Annotated in this window: 21 protein-coding genes, 1 pseudogene and 1 riboswitch; of the genes and pseudogenes, 13 read left to right on the forward strand and 9 right to left on the reverse strand. The window is 63.6% G+C overall.

What is annotated here, in order from left to right:
• Window positions 1-102: 102 nt before the first annotated feature.
• Window positions 103-1,380, reverse strand: coding sequence for a serine hydrolase domain-containing protein (locus tag E3T49_RS14220; RefSeq protein WP_166785568.1), 1,278 nt, complete (start codon window positions 1,378-1,380; stop codon window positions 103-105).
• A 280-nt stretch (window positions 1,381-1,660) separates the two neighbouring features.
• Here E3T49_RS14220 and E3T49_RS14225 point away from each other — a divergent pair, with 280 nt between their 5' ends.
• The 3 genes from E3T49_RS14225 (at window position 1,661) to E3T49_RS16760 (ending at window position 5,178) form a co-directional block, all read left to right on the forward strand.
• Window positions 1,661-4,459, forward strand: a complete 2,799-nt coding sequence (locus E3T49_RS14225; RefSeq protein WP_134425563.1) for a cation-translocating P-type ATPase — start codon at window positions 1,661-1,663, stop codon at window positions 4,457-4,459.
• Between the two features lie 54 nt (window positions 4,460-4,513).
• Entirely contained in the window at window positions 4,514-4,945 is a 432-nt protein-coding gene (locus E3T49_RS14230; protein ID WP_134425564.1) for a GNAT family N-acetyltransferase, read from the forward strand.
• Between the two features lie 104 nt (window positions 4,946-5,049).
• Window positions 5,050-5,178 (forward strand): hypothetical protein, encoded by a 129-nt coding sequence (locus E3T49_RS16760; RefSeq protein ID WP_277613103.1) that lies wholly within the window; start codon window positions 5,050-5,052, stop codon window positions 5,176-5,178.
• Here the strand turns inward: E3T49_RS16760 and E3T49_RS14235 are convergent.
• Window positions 5,167-6,605, reverse strand: a protein-coding gene (locus E3T49_RS14235; RefSeq protein ID WP_134425565.1) for an IS3 family transposase whose coding sequence is annotated in 2 segments (ribosomal slippage) — window positions 5,167-6,236 and window positions 6,236-6,605 — 1,440 coding nt in all. Because the reading frame shifts where the segments join, the coding sequence is not laid out codon by codon here. The genes E3T49_RS16760 and E3T49_RS14235 overlap by 12 nt on opposite strands.
• On the opposite strand from E3T49_RS14235, the gene E3T49_RS14240 reads away from it, so the two are divergent.
• From E3T49_RS14240 to E3T49_RS14255, 4 genes are all read left to right on the forward strand, one after another.
• On the forward strand, window positions 6,604-7,131 hold the full coding sequence (locus E3T49_RS14240; protein WP_134425566.1) for a tetratricopeptide repeat protein: 528 nt from the start codon (window positions 6,604-6,606) through the stop codon (window positions 7,129-7,131). The two genes, E3T49_RS14235 and E3T49_RS14240, sit on opposite strands and share 2 nt — an antisense overlap.
• Window positions 7,132-7,260: 129 nt before the next feature.
• Window positions 7,261-7,665: a hypothetical protein gene (locus E3T49_RS14245; protein WP_134425567.1), complete on the forward strand. Its 405-nt coding sequence runs from the start codon at window positions 7,261-7,263 to the stop codon at window positions 7,663-7,665.
• A gap of 137 nt (window positions 7,666-7,802) precedes the next feature.
• The gene (locus tag E3T49_RS14250) at window positions 7,803-8,042 is read left to right on the forward strand and encodes a helix-turn-helix transcriptional regulator (RefSeq protein WP_241972840.1); all 240 of its coding nucleotides are present in this window, start codon (window positions 7,803-7,805) and stop codon (window positions 8,040-8,042) included.
• Complete coding sequence (locus tag E3T49_RS14255; RefSeq protein WP_134425568.1) at window positions 8,039-8,584, forward strand: hypothetical protein; 546 nt, start codon at window positions 8,039-8,041, stop codon at window positions 8,582-8,584. The genes E3T49_RS14250 and E3T49_RS14255 overlap by 4 nt, the downstream gene beginning before the upstream one ends.
• 61 nt (window positions 8,585-8,645) lie before the next feature.
• Here the strand turns inward: E3T49_RS14255 and E3T49_RS16870 are convergent, their stop codons facing one another.
• The 3 genes and pseudogenes from E3T49_RS16870 to E3T49_RS14270 all read right to left on the reverse strand — a co-directional run.
• Window positions 8,646-9,068: an SdpI family protein gene (locus tag E3T49_RS16870; protein WP_134425569.1), complete on the reverse strand. Its 423-nt coding sequence runs from the start codon at window positions 9,066-9,068 to the stop codon at window positions 8,646-8,648.
• A gap of 119 nt (window positions 9,069-9,187) precedes the next feature.
• A complete protein-coding gene (locus E3T49_RS14265) occupies window positions 9,188-9,430 on the reverse strand; it encodes a hypothetical protein (protein WP_134425570.1) in 243 nt (80 codons plus the stop codon).
• 356 nt (window positions 9,431-9,786) lie between these two features.
• Window positions 9,787-10,314, reverse strand: a pseudogene (locus E3T49_RS14270) (transposase); the annotation flags it as partial.
• On the opposite strand from E3T49_RS14270, the gene E3T49_RS16270 reads away from it, so the two are divergent.
• Window positions 10,202-10,603, forward strand: a complete 402-nt coding sequence (locus E3T49_RS16270) for a hypothetical protein (RefSeq protein WP_166785560.1) — start codon at window positions 10,202-10,204, stop codon at window positions 10,601-10,603. The pseudogene E3T49_RS14270 and the gene E3T49_RS16270 sit on opposite strands and share 113 nt — an antisense overlap.
• A gap of 27 nt (window positions 10,604-10,630) precedes the next feature.
• On the opposite strand, the gene E3T49_RS14280 is transcribed toward E3T49_RS16270, so the two are convergent.
• Complete coding sequence (locus tag E3T49_RS14280) at window positions 10,631-11,884, reverse strand: type II toxin-antitoxin system HipA family toxin (protein ID WP_241972841.1); 1,254 nt, start codon at window positions 11,882-11,884, stop codon at window positions 10,631-10,633.
• The gene (locus E3T49_RS14285) at window positions 11,844-12,176 is read right to left on the reverse strand and encodes a helix-turn-helix transcriptional regulator (protein WP_134425573.1); all 333 of its coding nucleotides are present in this window, start codon (window positions 12,174-12,176) and stop codon (window positions 11,844-11,846) included. Before E3T49_RS14285 ends, E3T49_RS14280 begins: the two co-directional genes overlap by 41 nt.
• Window positions 12,177-12,491: 315 nt before the next feature.
• A riboswitch (cyclic di-GMP riboswitch) is annotated at window positions 12,492-12,566 on the forward strand.
• 163 nt (window positions 12,567-12,729) lie between these two features.
• Here E3T49_RS14285 and E3T49_RS14290 point away from each other — a divergent pair.
• Window positions 12,730-14,973 (forward strand): putative bifunctional diguanylate cyclase/phosphodiesterase, encoded by a 2,244-nt coding sequence (locus E3T49_RS14290; protein WP_166785570.1) that lies wholly within the window; start codon window positions 12,730-12,732, stop codon window positions 14,971-14,973.
• Between the two features lie 240 nt (window positions 14,974-15,213).
• Here the strand turns inward: E3T49_RS14290 and E3T49_RS14295 are convergent, their stop codons facing one another.
• Together E3T49_RS14295 and E3T49_RS16275 are read right to left on the reverse strand one after the other, a co-directional pair.
• The gene (locus tag E3T49_RS14295) at window positions 15,214-16,104 is read right to left on the reverse strand and encodes a PAS domain-containing protein (RefSeq protein WP_166785571.1); all 891 of its coding nucleotides are present in this window, start codon (window positions 16,102-16,104) and stop codon (window positions 15,214-15,216) included.
• A 191-nt stretch (window positions 16,105-16,295) separates the two neighbouring features.
• Entirely contained in the window at window positions 16,296-16,442 is a 147-nt protein-coding gene (locus tag E3T49_RS16275) for a hypothetical protein (RefSeq protein WP_166785572.1), read from the reverse strand.
• 580 nt (window positions 16,443-17,022) lie between these two features.
• Between E3T49_RS16275 and E3T49_RS16765 the strand changes: the two genes are divergently transcribed.
• The 4 genes from E3T49_RS16765 to E3T49_RS14310 all read left to right on the forward strand — a co-directional run bounded on the left by E3T49_RS16765 (window position 17,023) and on the right by E3T49_RS14310 (window position 19,858).
• The gene (locus E3T49_RS16765; protein WP_277613104.1) at window positions 17,023-17,145 is read left to right on the forward strand and encodes a hypothetical protein; all 123 of its coding nucleotides are present in this window, start codon (window positions 17,023-17,025) and stop codon (window positions 17,143-17,145) included.
• A 313-nt stretch (window positions 17,146-17,458) separates the two neighbouring features.
• Complete coding sequence (locus E3T49_RS14300) at window positions 17,459-18,442, forward strand: ABC transporter ATP-binding protein (RefSeq protein ID WP_134425576.1); 984 nt, start codon at window positions 17,459-17,461, stop codon at window positions 18,440-18,442.
• Window positions 18,435-19,229 (forward strand): hypothetical protein, encoded by a 795-nt coding sequence (locus E3T49_RS14305; RefSeq protein ID WP_134425577.1) that lies wholly within the window; start codon window positions 18,435-18,437, stop codon window positions 19,227-19,229. Before E3T49_RS14300 ends, E3T49_RS14305 begins: the two co-directional genes overlap by 8 nt.
• A 17-nt stretch (window positions 19,230-19,246) precedes the next feature.
• The gene (locus tag E3T49_RS14310) at window positions 19,247-19,858 is read left to right on the forward strand and encodes a TetR/AcrR family transcriptional regulator (RefSeq protein ID WP_134425578.1); all 612 of its coding nucleotides are present in this window, start codon (window positions 19,247-19,249) and stop codon (window positions 19,856-19,858) included.
• Window positions 19,859-19,922: the final 64 nt, after the last annotated feature.

Below are 19,922 nucleotides of genomic sequence, written 5' to 3' on the forward strand. Positions count from 1 at the left end.
CACAGCCGGACTCGCTGGTGGATGGCCGAAACGAGTCTTTTTATGACCCGTCTACTCGGCCTTGGAAACACGCAGGGAGTCGATATGATCTCGCCGGATTGGCTATCCGGGGGGTGCGGGAGTTGGTTGGCAAACGGCGGCGGCCTGGAGCGTGGCCACGGTTTGTTGCTCGGACCAGGGCAGGGGTGGTGGGGGTTCTTTCGCGGTGGGTGCGGCGGGGTTGGTATATGCAATAGTGACTAGGCGCTGGGCGAGCGTCCGAGCGAAGGCGCTCCCTGCACTGGAGTTGTTGAGCATCACGACTACGGTAAGTCCGGATATCGGATCGGACAGTGTGGCGGAGATGAATCCCGGGATCGTCCCACTGTGTCCACGCCAGGAACCGATTTGTTCGGTGCCCAGGCCGTGGCTCTGCCAGGAGGTGAAGTCTGCTCCGCCGGGTCCGGCGGCCCATTGCGCTGTGGAGGAGGTGGTGGACAGGAGCTTGCCCTCAGCGAGGGCTTGCGCCCAAATTCTCATATCGTCCAGGGTCGATATGACGCCACCGGCAACCCCGCTCAGGGAGTTGGAAAGCGTAGTGACGTCGCGGACATTCCCACACACCACCTGACCGGTCGCGGTGAGCTCCGTCGCGTATCCGTGCGGGTGTGCTCCTGGGATGTCCAGTTCGGCGGCAGAGGGGTAAGACGTGTTGTTCAAATGGAGCGGGTCGAAGATGTACTCCCGATACAGTGACGCCCAGTCCTGACCGGTGGCGGCCTGAAGCGCCATCCCGAGCAACACGATACCCATATCCGATTGGGCCCAGGTCCCTCCGGGCACGCCCTGACGGGCGCTGGCCAGGCTGTTGGAGACGAGTTCCATGGGCGTCCACGGGCGAGTGGGGTTGTTCACGAACTGTGCGGTCAGGGCCGCGCTGGTACTGGGCAATCCGGACGTGTTCTGGCAGAGCTGTTCGAGAGTGATGTCACTCACGCCGACAATACGGCTGAGGTAGGTGCTGACGCGGTCGTCCAGCGCTACTCGGCCCTCGTCGACAAGGCGCAGCAAAACGGTGCAGGTCATTGCTGTGGTATTCGTCCCGATCCGGAAGCGCATGTCCGTGCTGAGAGGAACGTTTCCGTTGATCGTCGTCGTTCCCGGGGAGGCCACCCAACGGCCCTCCTTTGCCCACACCCCGGCGATCGCGCCGGATGATCCAGACAGCGTGATCGCGTCGGCGAGGGCCGCATCGAGCCGAGCCGTGATCCCCGCAGAAAAGTCGCCGTCACCCTGAAGCGGGCCAGGCGGTGAGGGTGCGCATCCGGACAAGATCGCGGAGGCGCTCAGCAGCATCGCGAGCATCAGCGCCGTCCGCGCTATCCCATTTCGGATCTTCATGGCGCCCTCCCCGTGCTTCGCCCACCTGCCCTCTCTCAAGAATACTGGACCAGCCTCGACGTCCGGCCCCGGCGCCCCGGGACGTCGTCGACACCCGAAAGTACGGGCCACCACAACACTCTGATCCGGCGGGTTCATCAACAAATTGACCGACCGGTGGAGTGAGCGGAGCTGCGCACCGGCAGTTGTGCTGCGCTGGGGGTTGCTGCCGCAGTTCCCACCCAGGGAGCTCCGTGGGCGGGAGAGGAGATTGTGAGGCGGCTGCGCGTAGCCTTGGTTTATGACTTCGCCGCAGCTCGTGCCGGCCACCTCCCCAGACCCCACCGCGTCCCGATACCGGGACTCGGTCGACGAGATCCTCGCAGAATTCGACAGCTCGCTCGGCGGTTTGGCTATGGCGGTGGTCGATCAGCGGCGGCTCGAGGCGGGCGAGAACGTGATCGTTCAGGTCGCGAAGGACTCGGCGCTGAAGCGCTACCTTCGCCAGTTCGGTGACTGGATGATCGTGCTCCTGCTGGTCAGCGCGGTGATCACCGGGTTCCTTGGCGATCTGGGGACTGCGTCGGTGTTGGTGGTGCTCGTCGCCTTCAATACGCTCATCGGCGTCGTGCAGGAGGTCAGGGCAGAGAAGACCATGGAAGCCCTCGAAAAGCTCGTCGACCCCTCCAGTCAGGTCTTCCGGGATGGCACCCTGACTGAAGTCGAGTCGCGCAGCCTCGTCCCGGGAGATGTGATTCGCCTCACCGAGGGCTCGTCCGTGCCCGCCGATGTCCGGCTGATCACGACCACCGCGTTCTCCACGAACGATTTCGCCCTCAACGGGGAGAGCGACCCGACCCGCAAGTACGCGACGGCCATTCCCCACGAGGTGCCGCTCGCGGACCGCCACAACCTGGCCTTCGCGGGCACGACCGTGGCAACGGGAGAGGCACTCGGCCTGGTCACGGCGACGGGCATGCACACCGAACTGGGCCGGATTGCGAGGCTCAGCCAATCAGCCCCGAGCACGCGCAGCCCGCTGCAGGTGGAAACCAGCCTGATCGCGAAGTATGTCAGCTACGGTGTCGCGGTCGTGTCGGTCGTGGTGCTCATCATTGCTGTGCAGGCCGACCTGCCCTTTAAGGAGGCACTTCTGTTCGCGGTCGGATTCGCCTGCGCCCTCATCCCCCAGGGGCTGCCCGCCGAGGTCAACACTGCTTTGGCCGCCGCCGCCGGAACCCTCGCCCGGCAGAACGCCCTCGTCAAGAAGCTCAACTCCGTGGAGACCCTCGGCGCCACCCACGTCATCTGCACGGACAAGACCGGCACCCTCACCAAGAACGAAATGACGGTATCCGAACTTCTCGTCGGCGACACCAACTACCAGGTGTCCGGAATCGGCTACCAGCCCGTGGGCGCCATCACGCCCGGGCCACGAAGCGCGGATGCCGAGGCTCGGCTCGTCGCCATGCTCACGGTCGGCGTGTTCGCGAACAACGCCCGGCTTGTTCCTCCCGACCACGAGGTGACCACCTGGCGAATCCTCGGCGACCCGACCGAGGGCGCCTTGTTGGTCGCGGCACGCAAAGCAGGGCTGGACACCACGGCGCTCCGCGCGGGCATGACCGAGATCGGTGAGCTGCCCTTCGATTCCACCCGCAAATTGATGACCTCTATCCGGCGGGCCGAGGACGGCACGACGACCGCGTATTCGAAGGGCGCACCCGAGAGCGTCCTGGCCCGGGCGACGATGATCGACGACGGCACTATCGTGCGGGCCATCACCGACACCGACCGCACCGCCTTGCTCGCCGTGCACTCCGAAAAGGCAAGCCGGGCACTTCGGAACCTGCTCTTCGCCCGGCGGGAACTGACCGGGAGCGACGCCGAGAGCACCGACATCGCCGTGATCGAACGGAACCTGACCGTGCTGGGTCTGGTATCGATGGAAGACCCGATCCGTAACGCGGTCCCGGACGCCGTGGCCGTGGTTCTTGGCGCCGGCGTGAAGGTGAACATCGTCACCGGCGACTTCTCGATCACCGCCGAGGCGATCGCCCACCAGGCCGGGCTCGAAGGCGACGGCCAGCTCACCGTCGTCACGGGAACCGAACTCGCAACCATGACCGATGCCACAGTCCTCGCGCACGCCCTTCGCGGAGGCACCGTATTCAGCCGGGTCGCCCCGGAAGACAAAGTCCGGATCGTCGACCTGGTGAAGGCAAGCGGTCACGTTGTCGCCGTCACCGGGGACGGGATCAACGACGCCCCCGCGTTGCGGCACGCCAATATCGGGGTCGCGATGGGAGCATCCGGCACCGATGTCGCCAAGCAATCCGCCGACATCGTGCTCCTCGACGACAGCTTCGCCACCCTCGTCGGCGCCATCCGTGAAGGTCGCACCATCTACCGGAACATCACCAAAGGGGTGCTGAGCTGCCTGACCTCGAACGTAGCGGAATTCGTCGTCAACTCCGTCAGTCTCGCACTCGCCTCCCTGCTGGGCGTGCCACTCGCCCTGAACATTCTGCAGATCCTCGCCATCGACCTGCTCGGGGAGATCTTCCCGATCGCGGCTCTCGGGAATGACCCCGCGGAGGGCGAAACGATGAAGGACCAACCACGCAAAGCACAGGCGCACATCCTGAATCGGCGTTCCCTGGTGGACATCGTCGTCTGCGGCGCTCTCATCGGCGGATTCGCCATCGCCAACTACCTGGTCTTCTACGGTCGCGCGGGCCTGAATCCCGTCACCGAACCCGTTCCGGCCGCCCTGCTCGCCCAAGCAATGTCAGTGACATACGCCACCATCATGATCTGCCAACTCGTCAGCATCATCCAACGCCGCAGCCTGCACGGATTCTTTACCCGCTACCAATTCACAAACCGGTTCTTCTGGCTATCCATCGGCCTCGCGCTCTCGATCATGACGGTAATCCTCTACGTGCCCCTCGTCGCCGCATTCTTCGGCACCGGGCCACTCAGCCTGATCGACTGGGCCTGCGCCGCCGCAGCCGCCCTAGCCTTCCTCGGCATTCGAGAAGGAACCGCCCTCACCCGGCGTCACCTCAGCAGGCTGACCCCGGTCACCACTCCCTAACCCTGAACGAAGCACTGTCTGAGAGATCGTGCTGCCGTATGGCAGCATGTGCCCATGGCTACCTTTGCGTTTTCCGAGTCGAAGCAATTCGTGGGAACTGAGCTCGTTGGTCTCTATGCAAGCGTGGGGTGGTCAGTGTACGCGAGCGACCCAGATTCCCTCGTGCGCGCTGTGGAGCAGTCGTCCTACGTGGTGTCCGCGAGGGACTCGAGCGGAGCTTTGGTGGGCTTGGCCCGAGCCATCTCCGATGACGTTTCCATTTGTTATCTCCAGGACACTCTTGTGAGCTCCGATGACCAACGATCCGGGATCGGCAAGGCATTGGTAGAACGAGTCCTGGAGCGCTACGTCCACGTGCGCCAGAAGGTGCTCCTCACTGACGATGAACCGGGCCAGCGCTTGTTCTATGAGTCCATGGGCTTCATCGAGGGGCACGACTTCGGTCCGACGCCCCTGCGCGCATTCGTCCAAATCGGGAGCGAGTAGCAGGAATCAATTGCCGGACTGGGAATGACAAATGAATCAAGTCCGGCAGCTAGCCTGAGCACGCGCGTCTGCGCGGCAGGCACGAGTCTAGGAGCCACTCACCAATGAGTACCGAACTGCACATCGAGCTGGACCGCATCGTTGCGGCTCGCGACCGAGACAATATGGGCCCAACGATTGCCGACCCGGAATTTGTCAAGGTGAATGAGGCCAGCGTGAGTTTAGGCGGCTAGTTTTGGCTCTTCTTCTTGAGCTGCTGGTTTGTTGATCCAGGCCGCGTCGGGGGTGGCGAGGATCTGCGGGTCGCAGCTGGTGCTGAAGCGCTCGGGGTTCCGGGCGCGTGCTGCGGCGAGGGTCGCTGCCCGTTCGGCGGCCTTGCCGGCGGCGAGGCCGTAGTGGACGTCGGCGGGGGTGTTGAGCCCGATGCCGGTGTGCCGGTGGCTGTGGTTGTAACCCTCGACGAAGGTGTCCATGAACCGGCGGGCATCGCCGAGACTGCCGAAGCGTTCCGGGAACACCGGGGCGAACTTGAGCGTCTTGAACCACGCCTCCGAATAGGGATTGTCGTTGCTGACCCGGGGCCGGGAGTGCGACTTCGTGACCTCGAGATCCGAAAGCAGAGTGGCGACGGTCTTGCTCGTCATCGACGTGCCCCGGTCGGCGTGGACGACCTGCGGAGTGCCATGAATGGAGAAAGTCTCCATCATCATCTCCGCGGCGAGGACCGCGGACTCGGCCGGGTGGACCTTCACGCCGACGATGTAGCGGGAGTAGATATCGATCATCACGTAGGCGTCGAAGTACTTGCCCTTGATCGGGCCAGGCAATTTCGTGATGTCCCACGTATAAACCTGGCCGGGTGCCGTGGCGACCAGTTCCGGGATGGCGCGGGCTGGGTGGCGGTCCAGGCGACGGCGTTCCTTGACCTGTTGGTTCTCGGCCAACACCCGGTAGATCGTTGAGATCGACGCCAAATACACGCCCTCGTCCAGGAGCTGCGCGTAGATCTGAATCGGCGGCAATTCCACGAACCGGGCCGAGTTCACCACCGCCAGGATCCGGGCCCGCTCGAGGACATCGAGCCGGTTCGCCGGCACCGATACCGGCCGGGCAATCCGGGTGCGGGGCGTCCGGGTCGCGGGCGCCCGCGGCAACCCGACCAGGGCGGCGGCCGTCCGGGTCGGAATGCCATGGCCGGTGAGGTCGCGGTAGGTGGTCATCACGGTTTCGTGTGCGGTGTTTCGTCCCGCGAGCTCTTCGAAAGATTTTCGAGTAGCTCGTGCATTTTTGACATGATCTCCAACGCCACCCCCGTCGTCTCCAACCGCTGTTCCGTCAGGTCGAGCTGGCGGCGGAGGCGGGCGATCTCGGCTTGCTCGGGCGTGAGCCGGCCGATCTTCTCCCCGGGTTTCTTGCCCTGGAGCACGCCCGCATCGCGCAGCTTTCGCCACTCCGTGATCTGCGAGGAGTAGATGCCCTGCTCCCGCAAATACGCGCCACCCCCGTTGCGGGAGATGGCGTCCTCGTAGGCGGCGAGGTGGTCAAGTTTCTGCTTCGGGGTGAACGAACGCCGGGGCGTGGGGCCGCCCGCGCGGGGGCCGGGACTGCTGTTGTTCACGGGACTATTGTCGCGCACGGCGATCAACGATGGGCTGGACATGGCGGGACTTCCTGATTCTCGCCCTACGTCAAACGGCGGACTTGCTCTGAGCTACTGGCCTCAACTCACCCTGACACGTAGGGACCTGCTCCATGTCTATGAGCTGCACCCGCGCGACCCTCGAGTCCTCTATGAAGTAGGCGGTGCGTACGACACCGCGGGCGAGGAGACGACCGCCCTGGGGTTCTATGAGGGAGCGATGACCGAGGGGCTCGACGGGGATGTGCGTCGCCGGTGCTACCTCCAATATGGAAGCACCCTCCGCAACCTTGGCCGCCTAGATAAGTCGGTGACGGTGTTCGAGAAAGCGCGCAGGGAGTTTCCGGACTCTGTTGCCCTCGGCGCATTCGAAGCTTTGAGCCTGCATGCGGCCGGCCGCGTCAACACCGCTCTCGGCAGCCTTCTCGCTCTGCTTGCTGACCATGTGCATTCGGAAGAGATTGAACGGTACAAGCCCGCCATGCGCGGCAACGCCGAGTACCTGACATCGCTCGACTCTTCGGCCACTTCCGAAAGCGCCCGATAGCCGGACCTCGACGGACGCAGATTCGGCGCCAACCCGCCGAAGTTCCAAAGTCTCGGGGGAGTGGCGTTTGGGAACCCCTTGTGGTCCGATTTCGGAACCCGATAGGTTTGCATCCATTGGGGGAGAAAAATGGCTGATAAGTGGACGTTTGTGTGGTTGCTCGCCGTGTCGGCCACGGTATTCACCCTGATGGGCTGTTCACCTGCCGATGGCTTCTCCGACCTGAATAGAACGGCCAGTGCTGAGGATGCCATCCCCAGTGGCCTTCCTGACTACGCGTTGGACGATTTCGACATCGACAGCCTGAGGTTTGTCAGTGCCGTTGACGACACGCGGCTGTACTTGGCACGAGGCCGCGAATACCCGGTCTGCCTGCTCGTATACAGGACGGCCAGTGACTGGCTAGGAGGATGCGGCTCGAATATGACGACCATGAAGTCGCCAGGTTTTGAAGTCATGGTTGTTCAGGATGGCATGCCCAAGCGAGCGGGCTGGAGCAAGGCAAGCGAGAACCTCCGCATCAAGGACCAGTAGGTCCAGCGTCGCCGAAAGGGAACCTGGAGCGCGACTATCTGTTTGAGCGTCTAGCACGACCAATGTCGAAAACGCTCTCTCGCAGCACACTCAGATGACAATGATGCTTGACATTAAATGTCAATGATCCTTAACATATGCGTATGTGTCCCCACGACTCCGCTTCCGCCACGGCGAACCCGGTGCGGGAGCGCCGCAAGGAGCGGCGGATCACCCAAGCCGAGCTCGCCGAGCAGGTGAACGTGAGTCGGCAGACCATCATCGCCGTCGAACAGGGCGACTATGCCCCATCGGTGTATCTCGCGCTGCGGATCGCCCGTGCCCTCGGTGGGACCGTCGAAGAACTTTTCACGAACGAGACAGGAGCTGACACATGACGCGCAGACGAAACCTGCTGGACCGGTTGACCGAGCGGGTCATGGACCTCGATAGCCCGGCATATGGCGACGAACGCGAACGCGCCGTGTCAATGGAGTCGAGTGCGTTCGGACTGATGGCCGGGCTCTACGTCGGACTCTTGGCCGCCCTCGTCGCCTCACTTTTCGGGCTCATTCTCCTGCCGGTTGTCCTGCTGGTCGTGACCGTCGTGCCGTCGATCGCGGCCTTGTGGTACGCGAGGCGGCGGAACGTCAACCTCCAGAAGCTCGCCGAGAACGCCGGCGCCCGATCGACAATGGTCGGCATCGTGATCTACGGCGTCGCGATGGTGCTGACCTTCGCCGCGATGACCTACACGGTACTCACGGGGGAGCCGATGCTGCCCACGCCATCGCTCGAGGTGACCCCAGGCGAGGGGTTCCTGGGCGGAATGGCCCAGGGCGCCGTCATAGGCGGAATGATCGGCGGGCTCGCGGCCATCGTCGGAGGAGTCCACTCTTTCCGACGGGTGAGCCGCCGACGCACGGGGCGGGACAGCTGAACGCTGTCCCGGTGCCGACTGGTTACGTCCCCGTGAGTGAGGAACTGTGGGCTTGCGTGCTCTAGGTGGTGGACGTTGCGGCTCGGTTGGCGGCCAGCCACGCAAGGAAAGCCACCGCAACGATTATCAGGAAGCCGCTCACTGCGAGGATATGACCGAGTGCCTCCGAGAAACTGTTGAGTTGTACTGTCAAGAGTGCTGTCGCGTGGCTACCGGCGATTAAGGCTATGGCGATTAGGTACGGTCTCGCGGATGCTTGTGCAGCTGACCAGGCCTCGTCGGATATCAACGTGTGCTTTGTCCTGATTCCAATTGCCGAGTTTCTGCTGAGGCCGCCACGATTCTGGATGATCGTCAAACCGATCGTCACCAGCAATATAACTAAATAGCCCGCGAAGGGAGGGTAGAAGATGCCTGACTCTTTTCTAGCGTTGCAACTTGAGCGATGCGGGCCTCTCGCCGTGTTGTGCTGGAACGAGATCATCCTGTTCTAGCGCGAGCATACGGCACGGTGACTACGCCGGGCCGTAGCGGCCGTTCACGACCGGATACGCCCCGGCTCTCTGGGCCAGCTACAAAGTGGACCCTCACCGGCCACGTTCGCTACAGTGTGGTCGCGTCCTTGGCCAGGTAGACCGCCGCTTTGAGCGTCAGCCTGGGCTGGGCGTCTCGGAGGCATTTGATTGCTGCGAGCTCTGAGGTAGCCGCGTCGATTCCGGCTTGGGCGAGCACCGTCGCTGCCCACTCGCGTGCCGCGGGAGGCGGACCTGCCGATGGCGAGTCTTCGCCGAAAATCTTCTCCAGTCGACGTCGTGGATCTTCCTTATCCCCGAAGATCTTCCACATCAATTCACTCTGCATGATCGCATCCCCCATCGAATCCAGTGCGTGTAAACCTGCTACCACCTTAGAGAGCGTGTACGCGTGCCACGTCCGAGCGGCCTACGTTTGGTTGCTTGCAAACCCAGTGGATCGATGCGACCGTGTGGAAGAGGAAGCCGGGGGAGGGCTGACAGTGAAACGTTGGATTATTGGTGCGGCAAGCGCACTCGCCTTGAGCGTTGTCGCCCTGCTGGGGGTCTATGCCTACGTCGAGATAGGTTGGGCTCGCGGTGAACAGTGGGCCAGCTTGGATGGTCCTGCGGGTCACGTCCCGCTGAGTGGTGGAGTTTCTCAACACCGTGCGGGTCAGTTGTTCTAGCTTAGGCGGCGGCGAGTTCTGGGAGGATCACCGCCTCGTCGATGACCTCGATGGGGTTGTTCATGGTGGCCAGCTCGAGCATGGATGCTTCGGAGAAGTAGCGTCGTTCCCCGGCCTCCCACTCGTCGTGCTGCTCGATCAACACCGACCCGGCCAGGCGCAGCAGGGCCGCGGAGTTGGGGAACACGCCGACGACGTCGGTGCGGCGTTTGATCTCCTTGTTCACCCGTTCCAGCGGGTTCGTGGACCAGATCTGGCGCCAGTGCCGCCGGGGGAACGCGGCGAAGGCGAGCAGGTCGGGTTGTGCGTCGACGAGCATCGCGGCGACCTTCGGGTGCGAGCGGCCGAGCATCGTGGTGACCTCGAGGAACTGCTTTTCGATGTGTTCGCGGTCGGGCTGGGCGAAGATGGTGCGGATGATCGAGGCGACCATGTCCTGGGATCCTTTCGGGATCACCGCGAGGACGTTGCGCATGAAGTGGACCCGGCAGCGCTGCCAGCCGGCGCCCTGGAACATCGACGATATCGCCGGAGCGCGTGCGCTCGTGCAGTGGCCGGCGATCGGCGCCGCCCTGGCGGAAATCATCAACCGGGAAGTGGTCGACCAGCTAAGAATCCTCGCTGCCGGCCTTCAGCCCCAACTGCCCGGGAGCGTCGAGGTGCGCGAGCACATCGAGCGCATGGCCATGCTTGCCTTCACGCAGCAGAGTCGCCTGGTCTCGGAAATCGCGGATACCGTGCTCGCCCCGGCTCTTCAGCGCCAGCGTGAGCACCTGACTCCCGTCACGAAACCCACGCTGCCTGCGTCGGGTATTTGAACACTCGGCCCGTCCATCCGGCCGGGCTCATCCGGCAACGAACGCGCCAGTCATGAGTTCAATTTCGCTTTCCGGGATGTTGAGTCGGCGGGCTTCCACGATCCACCCGGACACAGCAGTCTTGACTTCTGAGAGCAACGCGACGGCGTCTTTCACGCGGAAGTACCGTGCCACGTCGAGGAGGGTGGCGCTGTCCGCGGAGAAGGTGTCGTAGTCGATGGACGTGGACAATTCCTTGGGTCCCGCTGCGGGGTTGGGGTTGAGGTCGAACGCGGGGGACAAGTCCCAGCTGTGTGTGGTGTCCGAACGGAGGAACCCGTGATTCCTGAGATGGTCGTCGGTGTTAGAGATCAGGATTGAGAACGCGATCCGGCGCCACAGCTCGCGAAGGTCACGCGTCGCAGATGAAGAGGACTGCTCAATGACCTCGGCGATTTCCAAGTAGCTGCGGTGCTCGCCGTCAACGGCTTCGAGCATCGTCATGGCGCTCACGTATCCGATGCGGCGATCCCCGACTCGGTCGAACCTGTTGAGCAGCAGCACGTTCCGGCCTGCGACACTCATCAATTCGGTGCGCGGCGTTCGAATGCCTGCCCGGCTGGCCAGCGTCAGGGCGAGTTGCTCCCAGGCCATGACGTCCCATTCGTCGGAGGCAACACGGGGGAACTTCGCAATGAGCAGTTCACCCCGGCCGTTGATAACGGCCGCTTTGGGCCGGGCGCCACCGATAGAGCTTCCCGCGCGCAGGAGTAGCTGCAGCGATTCGTCATCGGGGTGGTCGCTCTCAACAGATTCGACGGCGTTGAGAAGCCTCGATAGGCCGACCAGGTGCGGCACGCTTGCAGCCGCCGGCCCCAGCCAATCAGTGGTCCCCGGACGACGGAACCGGAAGGCTCCTTGACGAAGGTCGTCGCGAACACCGAGCGTGTAGTCCAGTTCGCCGAAACTGCGTTCAGCGACACCGCCTTGGGTAGCACGGTGACGTTCGGATCGTTCGATGAGTTTGCGTCCCCAGCGGTCGGGTGCGCAGTCCGTGAACGCCCCGAAAAGGCGACGCCCGTCCGCAGTGTTGAAGGACCCGGATGAGAGCGGCAGCCCGGGATCGAGGGAGTACGCGTCTCGTCTGGCCAGATAGTCGATGTCGTAGGTGAACGTGGCGCTCTCGGAGTTGCGTCGACGATGCGCGTAGACCGTGCCGGCGCGGACGTCGACTCCGTCTATTTGCACCCAGACTTCCGCGTCAGACATCGGCCTGTTTCTTCGGCTGGCTCTGGCGCACACGCTGCGGGAGAACTTCCTCGGAGCGAAGCCGGCCGATGTCGCTGCGATAAGGGTCGGCGCTCTCAACGACTATGTCCATGATTCCCAGTGCCCGGAAGACACGCAGCGCGGTCTCGAGGCTGACGCCTCCTTGGCCCGATTCAAGCTTGTGGAGGGTGGCCCGGCTCATGCCGGCGCGGTCCGCGACCTGCGCAGCAGTCAACCCGAGAAGTTTGCGCCACGTCTGAACGTCCGTGCCAAGTTCACGCAGAGCACGCCGGACCGGGATGGGCGTTGTTCGCGTCTCGACCATTGTATCTCCTCGCTAAAGCTCATTATTTTATACACTAACAGTGATAAAGCAATTTATACTTAGCATTAGCTCGGTTGTTGTTTAGCGCGGATCGCAGCGCACGATTGTGCCGCGCGTCGGGCGTAGGACGTGTGGCGCATGGCATCGGCTGCCATGCTCGACTTTCCCAGGCCGCGACGTTCCAACAGAACAGCGTTGCGGCCCTCTCGGGTGAGCAAGTTGAGCGCGCACGGCGGGCCGCATGAATTTGCGGGGTTCTCCTGCCTGCTACGGTCAGGATTAGCACCGAGAATCTCAGAGATGATCTGCTGCGTCCATCGCATATGGCACACCCGGCGTGAGCCGGGGTCGCAAAGGTACGGGACCCCTCGGGTCCGCCGGCCCACGGAATAGACAGGATCGACCTCAGATGGGGCCCTCATCTCGCCAATCAGAGTATCGGGTGGCTGTACGGGAGTGCTGGCGGCGGCCGGAGGGCATCACCGAGAGCACGAGGTGGTCATTCGCCACTCTGGCCGTTGTCTCGTTGCTTCTGTCTTTGCCCGCCGCACTAGTGGACGCCCAGGAGAACCCTGTTCGGGAATTCGTGCTGCTCATCGGCGCAGTGGTGCTGGCCGGTTCCTGCATCCATGTCTATCTGAGTCGCCGGGTTTCACTCTGGTTAGACCTCTTGGATGCTGTCGTGATCATTGGTTTCGGGCTGGCCAGTCCGACTCCGACATCGGTAGTGGCCTATGTGTTCACCGCTGTGTGGTTTCGGGCCTTGTACGGCTCGGCCTGGCAGTCGCTGCTGAGATGCGTGCTCATGGCGGCCGCACTGTACGTCACGGTTCCATTGTGGCCGCTGGTCCCGCACCACGCAGTCAGCCCATCGACCGTGGGACTGTTCGAATCCTTTCCGCTCCTGTTCCTCGCCGTCTTCATCGCCCGCCAGCTCGGAGCCGGATTGCTCGCCCGCGAACAGGGCACCAAACGGGTCACCGCACTAGCTACGACGGGATCACAACTACTCGGCCTCACCGATTCGGGGCAGATCCGGGCTCTCGCCTGGACCGCCTGCACCGAGATTTGCGCGTCCACGCCCGGACTGCGCATGCTCAAAGCGGTACGAGATGGCACGGGACTTCGGGTCGAGGGTGCCGCCGGCAGCTTCCTCAGAGTCCCGGAAGCACTTCCGGGAACGGCCATCTCAACCACCGCGGACCCGGCCGATGCCCAAATTGTCGACCCGGCAGCGCTCGACGCTGCTACCGGGGCAACCCTCGACTGGATGTGTATCAGCCTGAGATCCATGCGGGAGGATTCCTGGATGCTCGTGGGTGCGCCCAGGAAGATCCCCTCGGATGCCCTGCTGTGTGTCCGCGACTTGATCAACCAGGTGGCACTGGCCCTGCGCAACAGCGACGTGCACCACCAACTCACCGTGCAGGCACAATATGATTCCCTGACCGGCCTGGACAACCGGGCCTCTTTCACGGCGAAGCTCTCCTCCGGGATCGACCTGCACACCGGCCTCGATGGATTGCATGTCCTCTTCCTGGACTTGGACGATTTCAAGGATGTCAACGACGTCCTGGGCCATCGGGCGGGCGATGCGGTGCTGGTCGAAGTCGCGGCGCGCCTGAGTGCGTGCACTCGCCCCCTGGATGTGTGCGCACGTCTGGGTGGGGACGAGTTCGCCGTCGTGCTCCACGGCTCGACCGTCGCCGCCGCAACGGACGTGGCCCAGCGGGTGGTGGACGCCTTGACCGTGCCCATGGTCATCGGCGGCCGCATCGCCCGGGTAGGGGCCAGCGTTGGCATCGCGACCGCAACGCCAGGAATCGATATCGACGAACTTGTGCACCAGGCCGATGTCGCCATGTACGCGGCCAAAGCCAATGGCAAAGGCCAGGTGCAGACCTATCACCAAGGGCTCCTGAAGGCCGATGCTCCACGCCTCACATTCGAATGGCAACTCGCCGCCGCGGCAGCAGCCGGTGAACTTGTCATCCACTACCAGCCGATTGTGTCCTTGCCCAACATTAACTGCACCGGCGTGGAGGCCCTGGTGCGGTGGCAGCATCCCGAACGCGGCCTCCTCTTCCCGGGCCACTTCATCGAGATCGCCGAGCGCACCGGTGTCATCGTCGACATCGGAGCGTTCGTCCTCCGCCAGGCCTGCGCGGATGCCGCCGCCTGGCAGCACGCACATGCTGGCATCCCTCTCGACGTGCACGTCAACGTGTCCGCCAGGGAACTCGACCACGACCATTTCATCGACACCGTCCTCGACTGCCTCGCCGCCACGGGATTCCCCGCCGCCAACCTCATTCTCGAACTGACCGAAACCGTCATCCTGGATGCCCCGGTCGCCATCGAACGCGTCCGGGCCCTCGCCGCTCACGGCATCAAGATCGCCGTCGACGACTTCGGAACGGGATACTCGTCACTGACTACCCTGCGCACCCTACCGGTGGACATCATCAAACTGGACATGAGTTTCGTCGCGGGCGCACTCACGAACACGGTCGATCGCACTGTCATCAGTGCGATCGTCCGAATGAGCGCGGAACTCGGGATCGAAACCGTTGCCGAGGGAGTCGAAAGACTCGATCAGCAGCGCTTCCTGGAAGGGATCGGCACGAACGCGGCGCAAGGCTACCTGTACGCACGGCCGATGCCGGCGGCCTCGTGCGCGCGTTGGTTGGAAGGCAACCTCCGGGATGCTGACGCTTCCGACGACAAGATGCGCGGAAAATCTCGCACAGCACCTGAGTCTGGTCACACCTTGGTCCCGGTGAAATTGCAATCCTAGCGAGCCGCTTGGCCCCTCCAGCCGGGTGCCCGTAGTGTCTGCGGGTGGGGCGGTCGTGACGATGGCTCACGAGGATCGGTCTAGGTGGAGGGCGAGTTCACGAGCAGCCACGTGGGTTGACTTCCCTTAGGAACTCAAATGAGTGCGTTGCTTCCGGGTGGTCGTGCGCTGCGGTGGGGGCTCGGCTCACGAAGGAGGTTGCCCCGGTCACCCATTCCACGACAGCTCAAGCGCCTGTAACTACGGCTTGACGAACTCGCGGAGTGTTTCCATGGCTCGCCCCATGGCGGCGCGAGCGGCATGGATCCGGGCTGCGCTCGAGGGTGCCTCGTGCTCCAGCACGCGGTCGAGCTCGAGCGCGGCCGCAAAGAGGTCCTGGAGCACCTCGGAGTGGACCGCCTCCACGATGCGCTCGCTCTCCTCAAGGCGGGCGAGGCGCTCGCTGCGCCGGATATTGCAAACCTGTCCCCGCGGCCCCGGCTGGGCGTAGAGGTCGGTCACCGCCACCTCCACCCACGACCAGACGCCGTCGGTGCGGACCCGGAGCTCACCGACTCGCTCCGCCCGGAGCGGGTCGGCGGCCAGCAGGCCCTCGAACGATTGGTGGTCCTCAGGGTGGATGCGGTCCGTAAGGGGCGTGCCTACGACCTCGTCGGCTGCCCATCCGAAGAGGTTCGCGACCGCTGGGCTGGCGTAAGTGACCACATGGTGCTCGTCGACCAGGACTGCGGCGTCGCTGGAGCGTTCCATCAGGTGCCGGACGGCGTCGCCGAGGTTGAGGGAGGCGCCGACGATGCCGATCAGCTTTCCGTCGCGATACACGCCGCTATCGGTAACCAGCGCGTACAGCACCTCGCCGCTGCGGTTTCGAACCGGGAATCCGCCAGACCATGAACCGCCTTCTCGCAGAGCAGTCATGATCTCCGCAGCCGCCTGCCGGGAGAGCTCAGGCACCGTCACGTCCCTGATTTCACGTCCCACGGCCTCCGCGGCGGGCCAGCCGTACAGCTGCTCGGCGGCGCCGTTCCAGAACAGCACCGTCCCCAGCGTGTCCGTCGCTATCACCGCGTGCCCGAGGGCGTGCAGCAACTCGTCGGCCGACAGACGCAGGGGGAGCGCCTCGGTATCCATTAATCCAGCCTGCACCCCCATGCTTCGCGTGGTCACGGGTCGAAAGTCCCGAACTGGACGGCACTCTCCGTGCCCTCGATCCGCTCCAGCCACATCCGCAGGCACCCCGTTACTGCTCGGTGCTGTCTAGGACTCGCCAGCCATGAGTTGATTTCGCTTTCCGGGAGGTTGCGTCGTCGCGCTTCCACGACCTACCCGGACACAGCAGCCTTGACTTCTGCCGGCAACGTGACGGCGTCTTTCACGCGGAAGTACCGAGCCACGTCGAGAAGAGCGGCGGTGTCCGCGGAGAAGGTGTCGTAGTCGATGGACGTGGACAACTCCTTGGATCCCGCCATTGATCCAAGGTTCCCAGACGCAGGCGGGGACTCGGCATAATGCCGGCGGATCCTCCAGCGCTGCTCATATTGAGACCTGGGATAGGGTCCACCCTGTCTGCGCGGCGAGCAGCATTTCAATTGTTTGTGGACCTGGCTCAGCTCGCCGGGCGCGCCTGATCACTAGCAGGTAACGCTCCTGTAGCGTGATGCATCGGAGTCCCCCCACTCCAACGATTGGCCCCGGTTCTCATGCTCGTCTTCCCCAGGCGATACATGCCGGGGCTTTTCGTTTAGTGGCCGCCTCCAACGCGCAGCCGCAGACCCCCGGCACCTGAGGGCGAAAAGAGAGCGCGAGAGAGCGCTTGCGCAGAACCCAGTCGGAAAGCGTCTCGGCTGACAGCTATCGGGACTTGAGCACAGCCGGCCTGTCCAATTCCAATCGCGCTGAAAGCTAGGAAACCCCAGACCAAATCCGTAAAATAGCTCGTCGGCTGAAGACAGCGTATATTCGGCGGCATCGCGATCACCGACGCACACGGCAAGCCCATTCGTGCCATTCCGGCACCATGGACCTCAAGTCAAAGGCAAACATTTCATCATGAGCTTGGACCTTATCGAACTGCTGGACCTCGGGCTCGTGGAAGCCGACAAGGACCTGATCCCGTTCTCGTGGGAGTGGGAGTGGCGCGAGTTTCCGGCTCTGCCGCGGCCGAACCGATAGCGTCCACGGGCCACGATCAAATATCAGGATCGGACGCGTTCGCTCGGTACCTGAAATTGGTCCTTATTCGTGACCGATAATGTATATTATGTCAGATTTAAAGCGCATCTATTGCAGAATGTGCGGAATAGAGCTCCCCTGATAATGGCTTCGGCGAAAGTCGAAGACAGCGTGAACTCCTACGATTCACACTGGGATGCGGCGAGTTCGACCGGCGTTTGGCAGCCCCCCACGGGTCAGTCTTTGCGTATGTTCACGCCCGTCCTGCGAAGTCGCTCTTGCCCTGGGCGATTCTGCCGTCTAATGTGAGTGAGTGCTCACATCAATTATCGAAACGGATACGTCCGCAGCCTCCATCACCACTGACGGCCTGCTGCGCCAGTTCGGCAGCCTGACTGCACTTGACCGGGTCACCGTGACTCTTCCCCGGGGCGGCGTGGTCGGCCTCCTCGGCCCCAACGGATCCGGCAAGTCAACTCTGATCCGCATCTTGCTCGGGCTCATTCCTCCGACATCGGGCCAGGCCACCGTACTCGGCCACCCGACCACGAAACCGGCCCGCTACGCGGGCGACGTCGGAGCGCTCATCGAGGCACCGTCGTTCGTTCCGGGGCTCTCGGCTCGCAAGAATCTCCTGTCGCTGGCTCGTCTGCGCGGCTTGCCCACGACCCGTGTCGCCGAGGTCATTCGCATCGTGGGCCTCGAGGGTCGGGAAAACGAATCCGTTCGCCGCTTCTCCCTCGGAATGAAGCAGCGGCTCGGCATCGCCGCGGCGCTGCTGCCTGACCCCGCCCTGCTGATCCTCGATGAGCCCACCAACGGCCTTGACCCGGCCGGGATCGTGGAGATTCGGCAGCTGCTCAAGACTCTGGCGGCTGAAGGGCGCACGGTGGTGGTCTCATCCCATCTGCTCGCCGAGATCCAGGCGGCATGCGATTATCTCGTCATCATCCGTTTCGGCGAGCTGATGTTCTCGGGACCGATGGGCGAGCTGCTCGACAAGGCCGGCGCGCGCATCGAGGTTGCCCCGGAGCATCCCGCTGATGTCGACCGGCTGCGCGTTGCTCTCGCCGCGGCGGGGTGGTCGCTCGAGGATGACTCGCTCGTCGTGCACGGCTCGCCCGCCGACGCGGCGGCGCTCAATCGTGCTGCACACGAGGCCGGCATCACGCTCAGCCGACTGACCCCGATCAACGAATCCCTCGAGGACGTGTTTCTCGAGATGACGGCGGCACCGACCCGCGACCCAGTAGCTGCCTCTCAGGGCGCCCGAAAGAAAGCTTCCACCAATGCGTGAGCTACGAAGCGAACTCACCCGCCTCAACCGACGGGGAATCTGGCTCGGGTGGCTGGGCCTCATGGCGGTCTTCGCCGTGCTGATCAACACGGTGATCTACACAATCGCAGCGAACGGGTCTGCACCTCCCGGCGGAGGTCCGGGAGTCGCTTTCCCGACCATGGCGACTCTGGAAAGTTCATCGGGAATCGTCGCGGGAGTCTCCTCGGCGGCCAGCATGTTCGGAGTGATCACGCTCTCGTTCTGGGCCATTGCAACGGCCTCGGACTACAGCACAGGCCTGATCCGCCTGCTTGCCGCCGCCCAGCCACACCGCTGGAGGCTGCTGCTCGGAAAGATCGGCGCCCTGCTGATCTGGACGGCCCTGGCAACGACGGCGGCGGAAGTCGTCAACCTGGCGGCCGCGCTCCCCTCGGCGGAAGCCGCGGGAATCTCGACTGCACTCTGGATGGATGACCTGGTCGGCGAGATCGCCCGCGCCTGGTTGACTTCGTTCAGCGCCAGCGTGGTCTGGGGAATCATCGGACTCGTGCTCGCCCTGCTGAGCCGCTCCTCGGCGATCGCCATCTCGGTGGGGGTCGGGTGGGTTCTCCTCATCGAAACGATCATCAAGACCGCGTCGAGTGAAGCCGGCCAGTGGCTGCCCGGAACGACTCTCACCGCACTGGCGCAGGGTGGAACCGATGACCTGTCTTTTGCGGGCGCCGTTCTGATCGGCTGCATCTACGCGGCGGTCGGCCTCATCATCGGGCTTGTGATCTTCATTCGCAGACCGATAACCGAATAGTCCGATTGGATAGACCTATGACCATCCGCGGAGACACCACCCGAAAACGCCTCATCGACGCGACCACGGCCCTCGTTCGAGAGGTCGGCTACGCGAACGTCAGGACTCGCTCGATAGCGGTGGCGGCTGGTGTCGCCGAGGGCACCCTCTATCGGCATTTCGCCGACAAACGGTCACTCTTCTACGCCGCGGTGCTGGACCGCAACGCACCCATCGTCGCAGCAACGGAGACGCTGCCCTCCCTCGCCGGACAGGGAACGGTACTGGGCAACCTGCTCGAGGTCATCCGAAACCTTGCCCAGCTTCAGCAGGACCTGCTGCCGCTGGAGCAGGCGATGATCGCCGACCCGACCCTCGCCCCGCCCCTCGGAGAACGGGCACAGATGCCACTGGAAGGGCCGCCAAACGATATCGCCCTGTATCTCGCCGCGGAGCAGAACCTTGGCCGGGTTCGCGCCGAGTGTGACCCGACACTCGCCGCGATCTCGCTGCTTGCGATGTTGTTCGGGCTTGCCGTGCATCCAGTTTTGGGCAACGATCTCGCGGAATCGGAGCTCCTGAGCGCTTCCGTCAGTTACTTCGTAGACGGAGTCGGCGTTTCACCCGCACAACCCAAACTCACCGCATAGAGGTCGATATGTGCTGAGCTCCGCAACGTCCAGCATGGTGACGGCAACGGCAACGGCCGCGGAC

The organism is Cryobacterium cryoconiti (genome assembly GCF_004403065.1).
Taxonomy (GTDB): Bacteria; Actinomycetota; Actinomycetes; order Actinomycetales; family Microbacteriaceae; genus Cryobacterium; species Cryobacterium cryoconiti.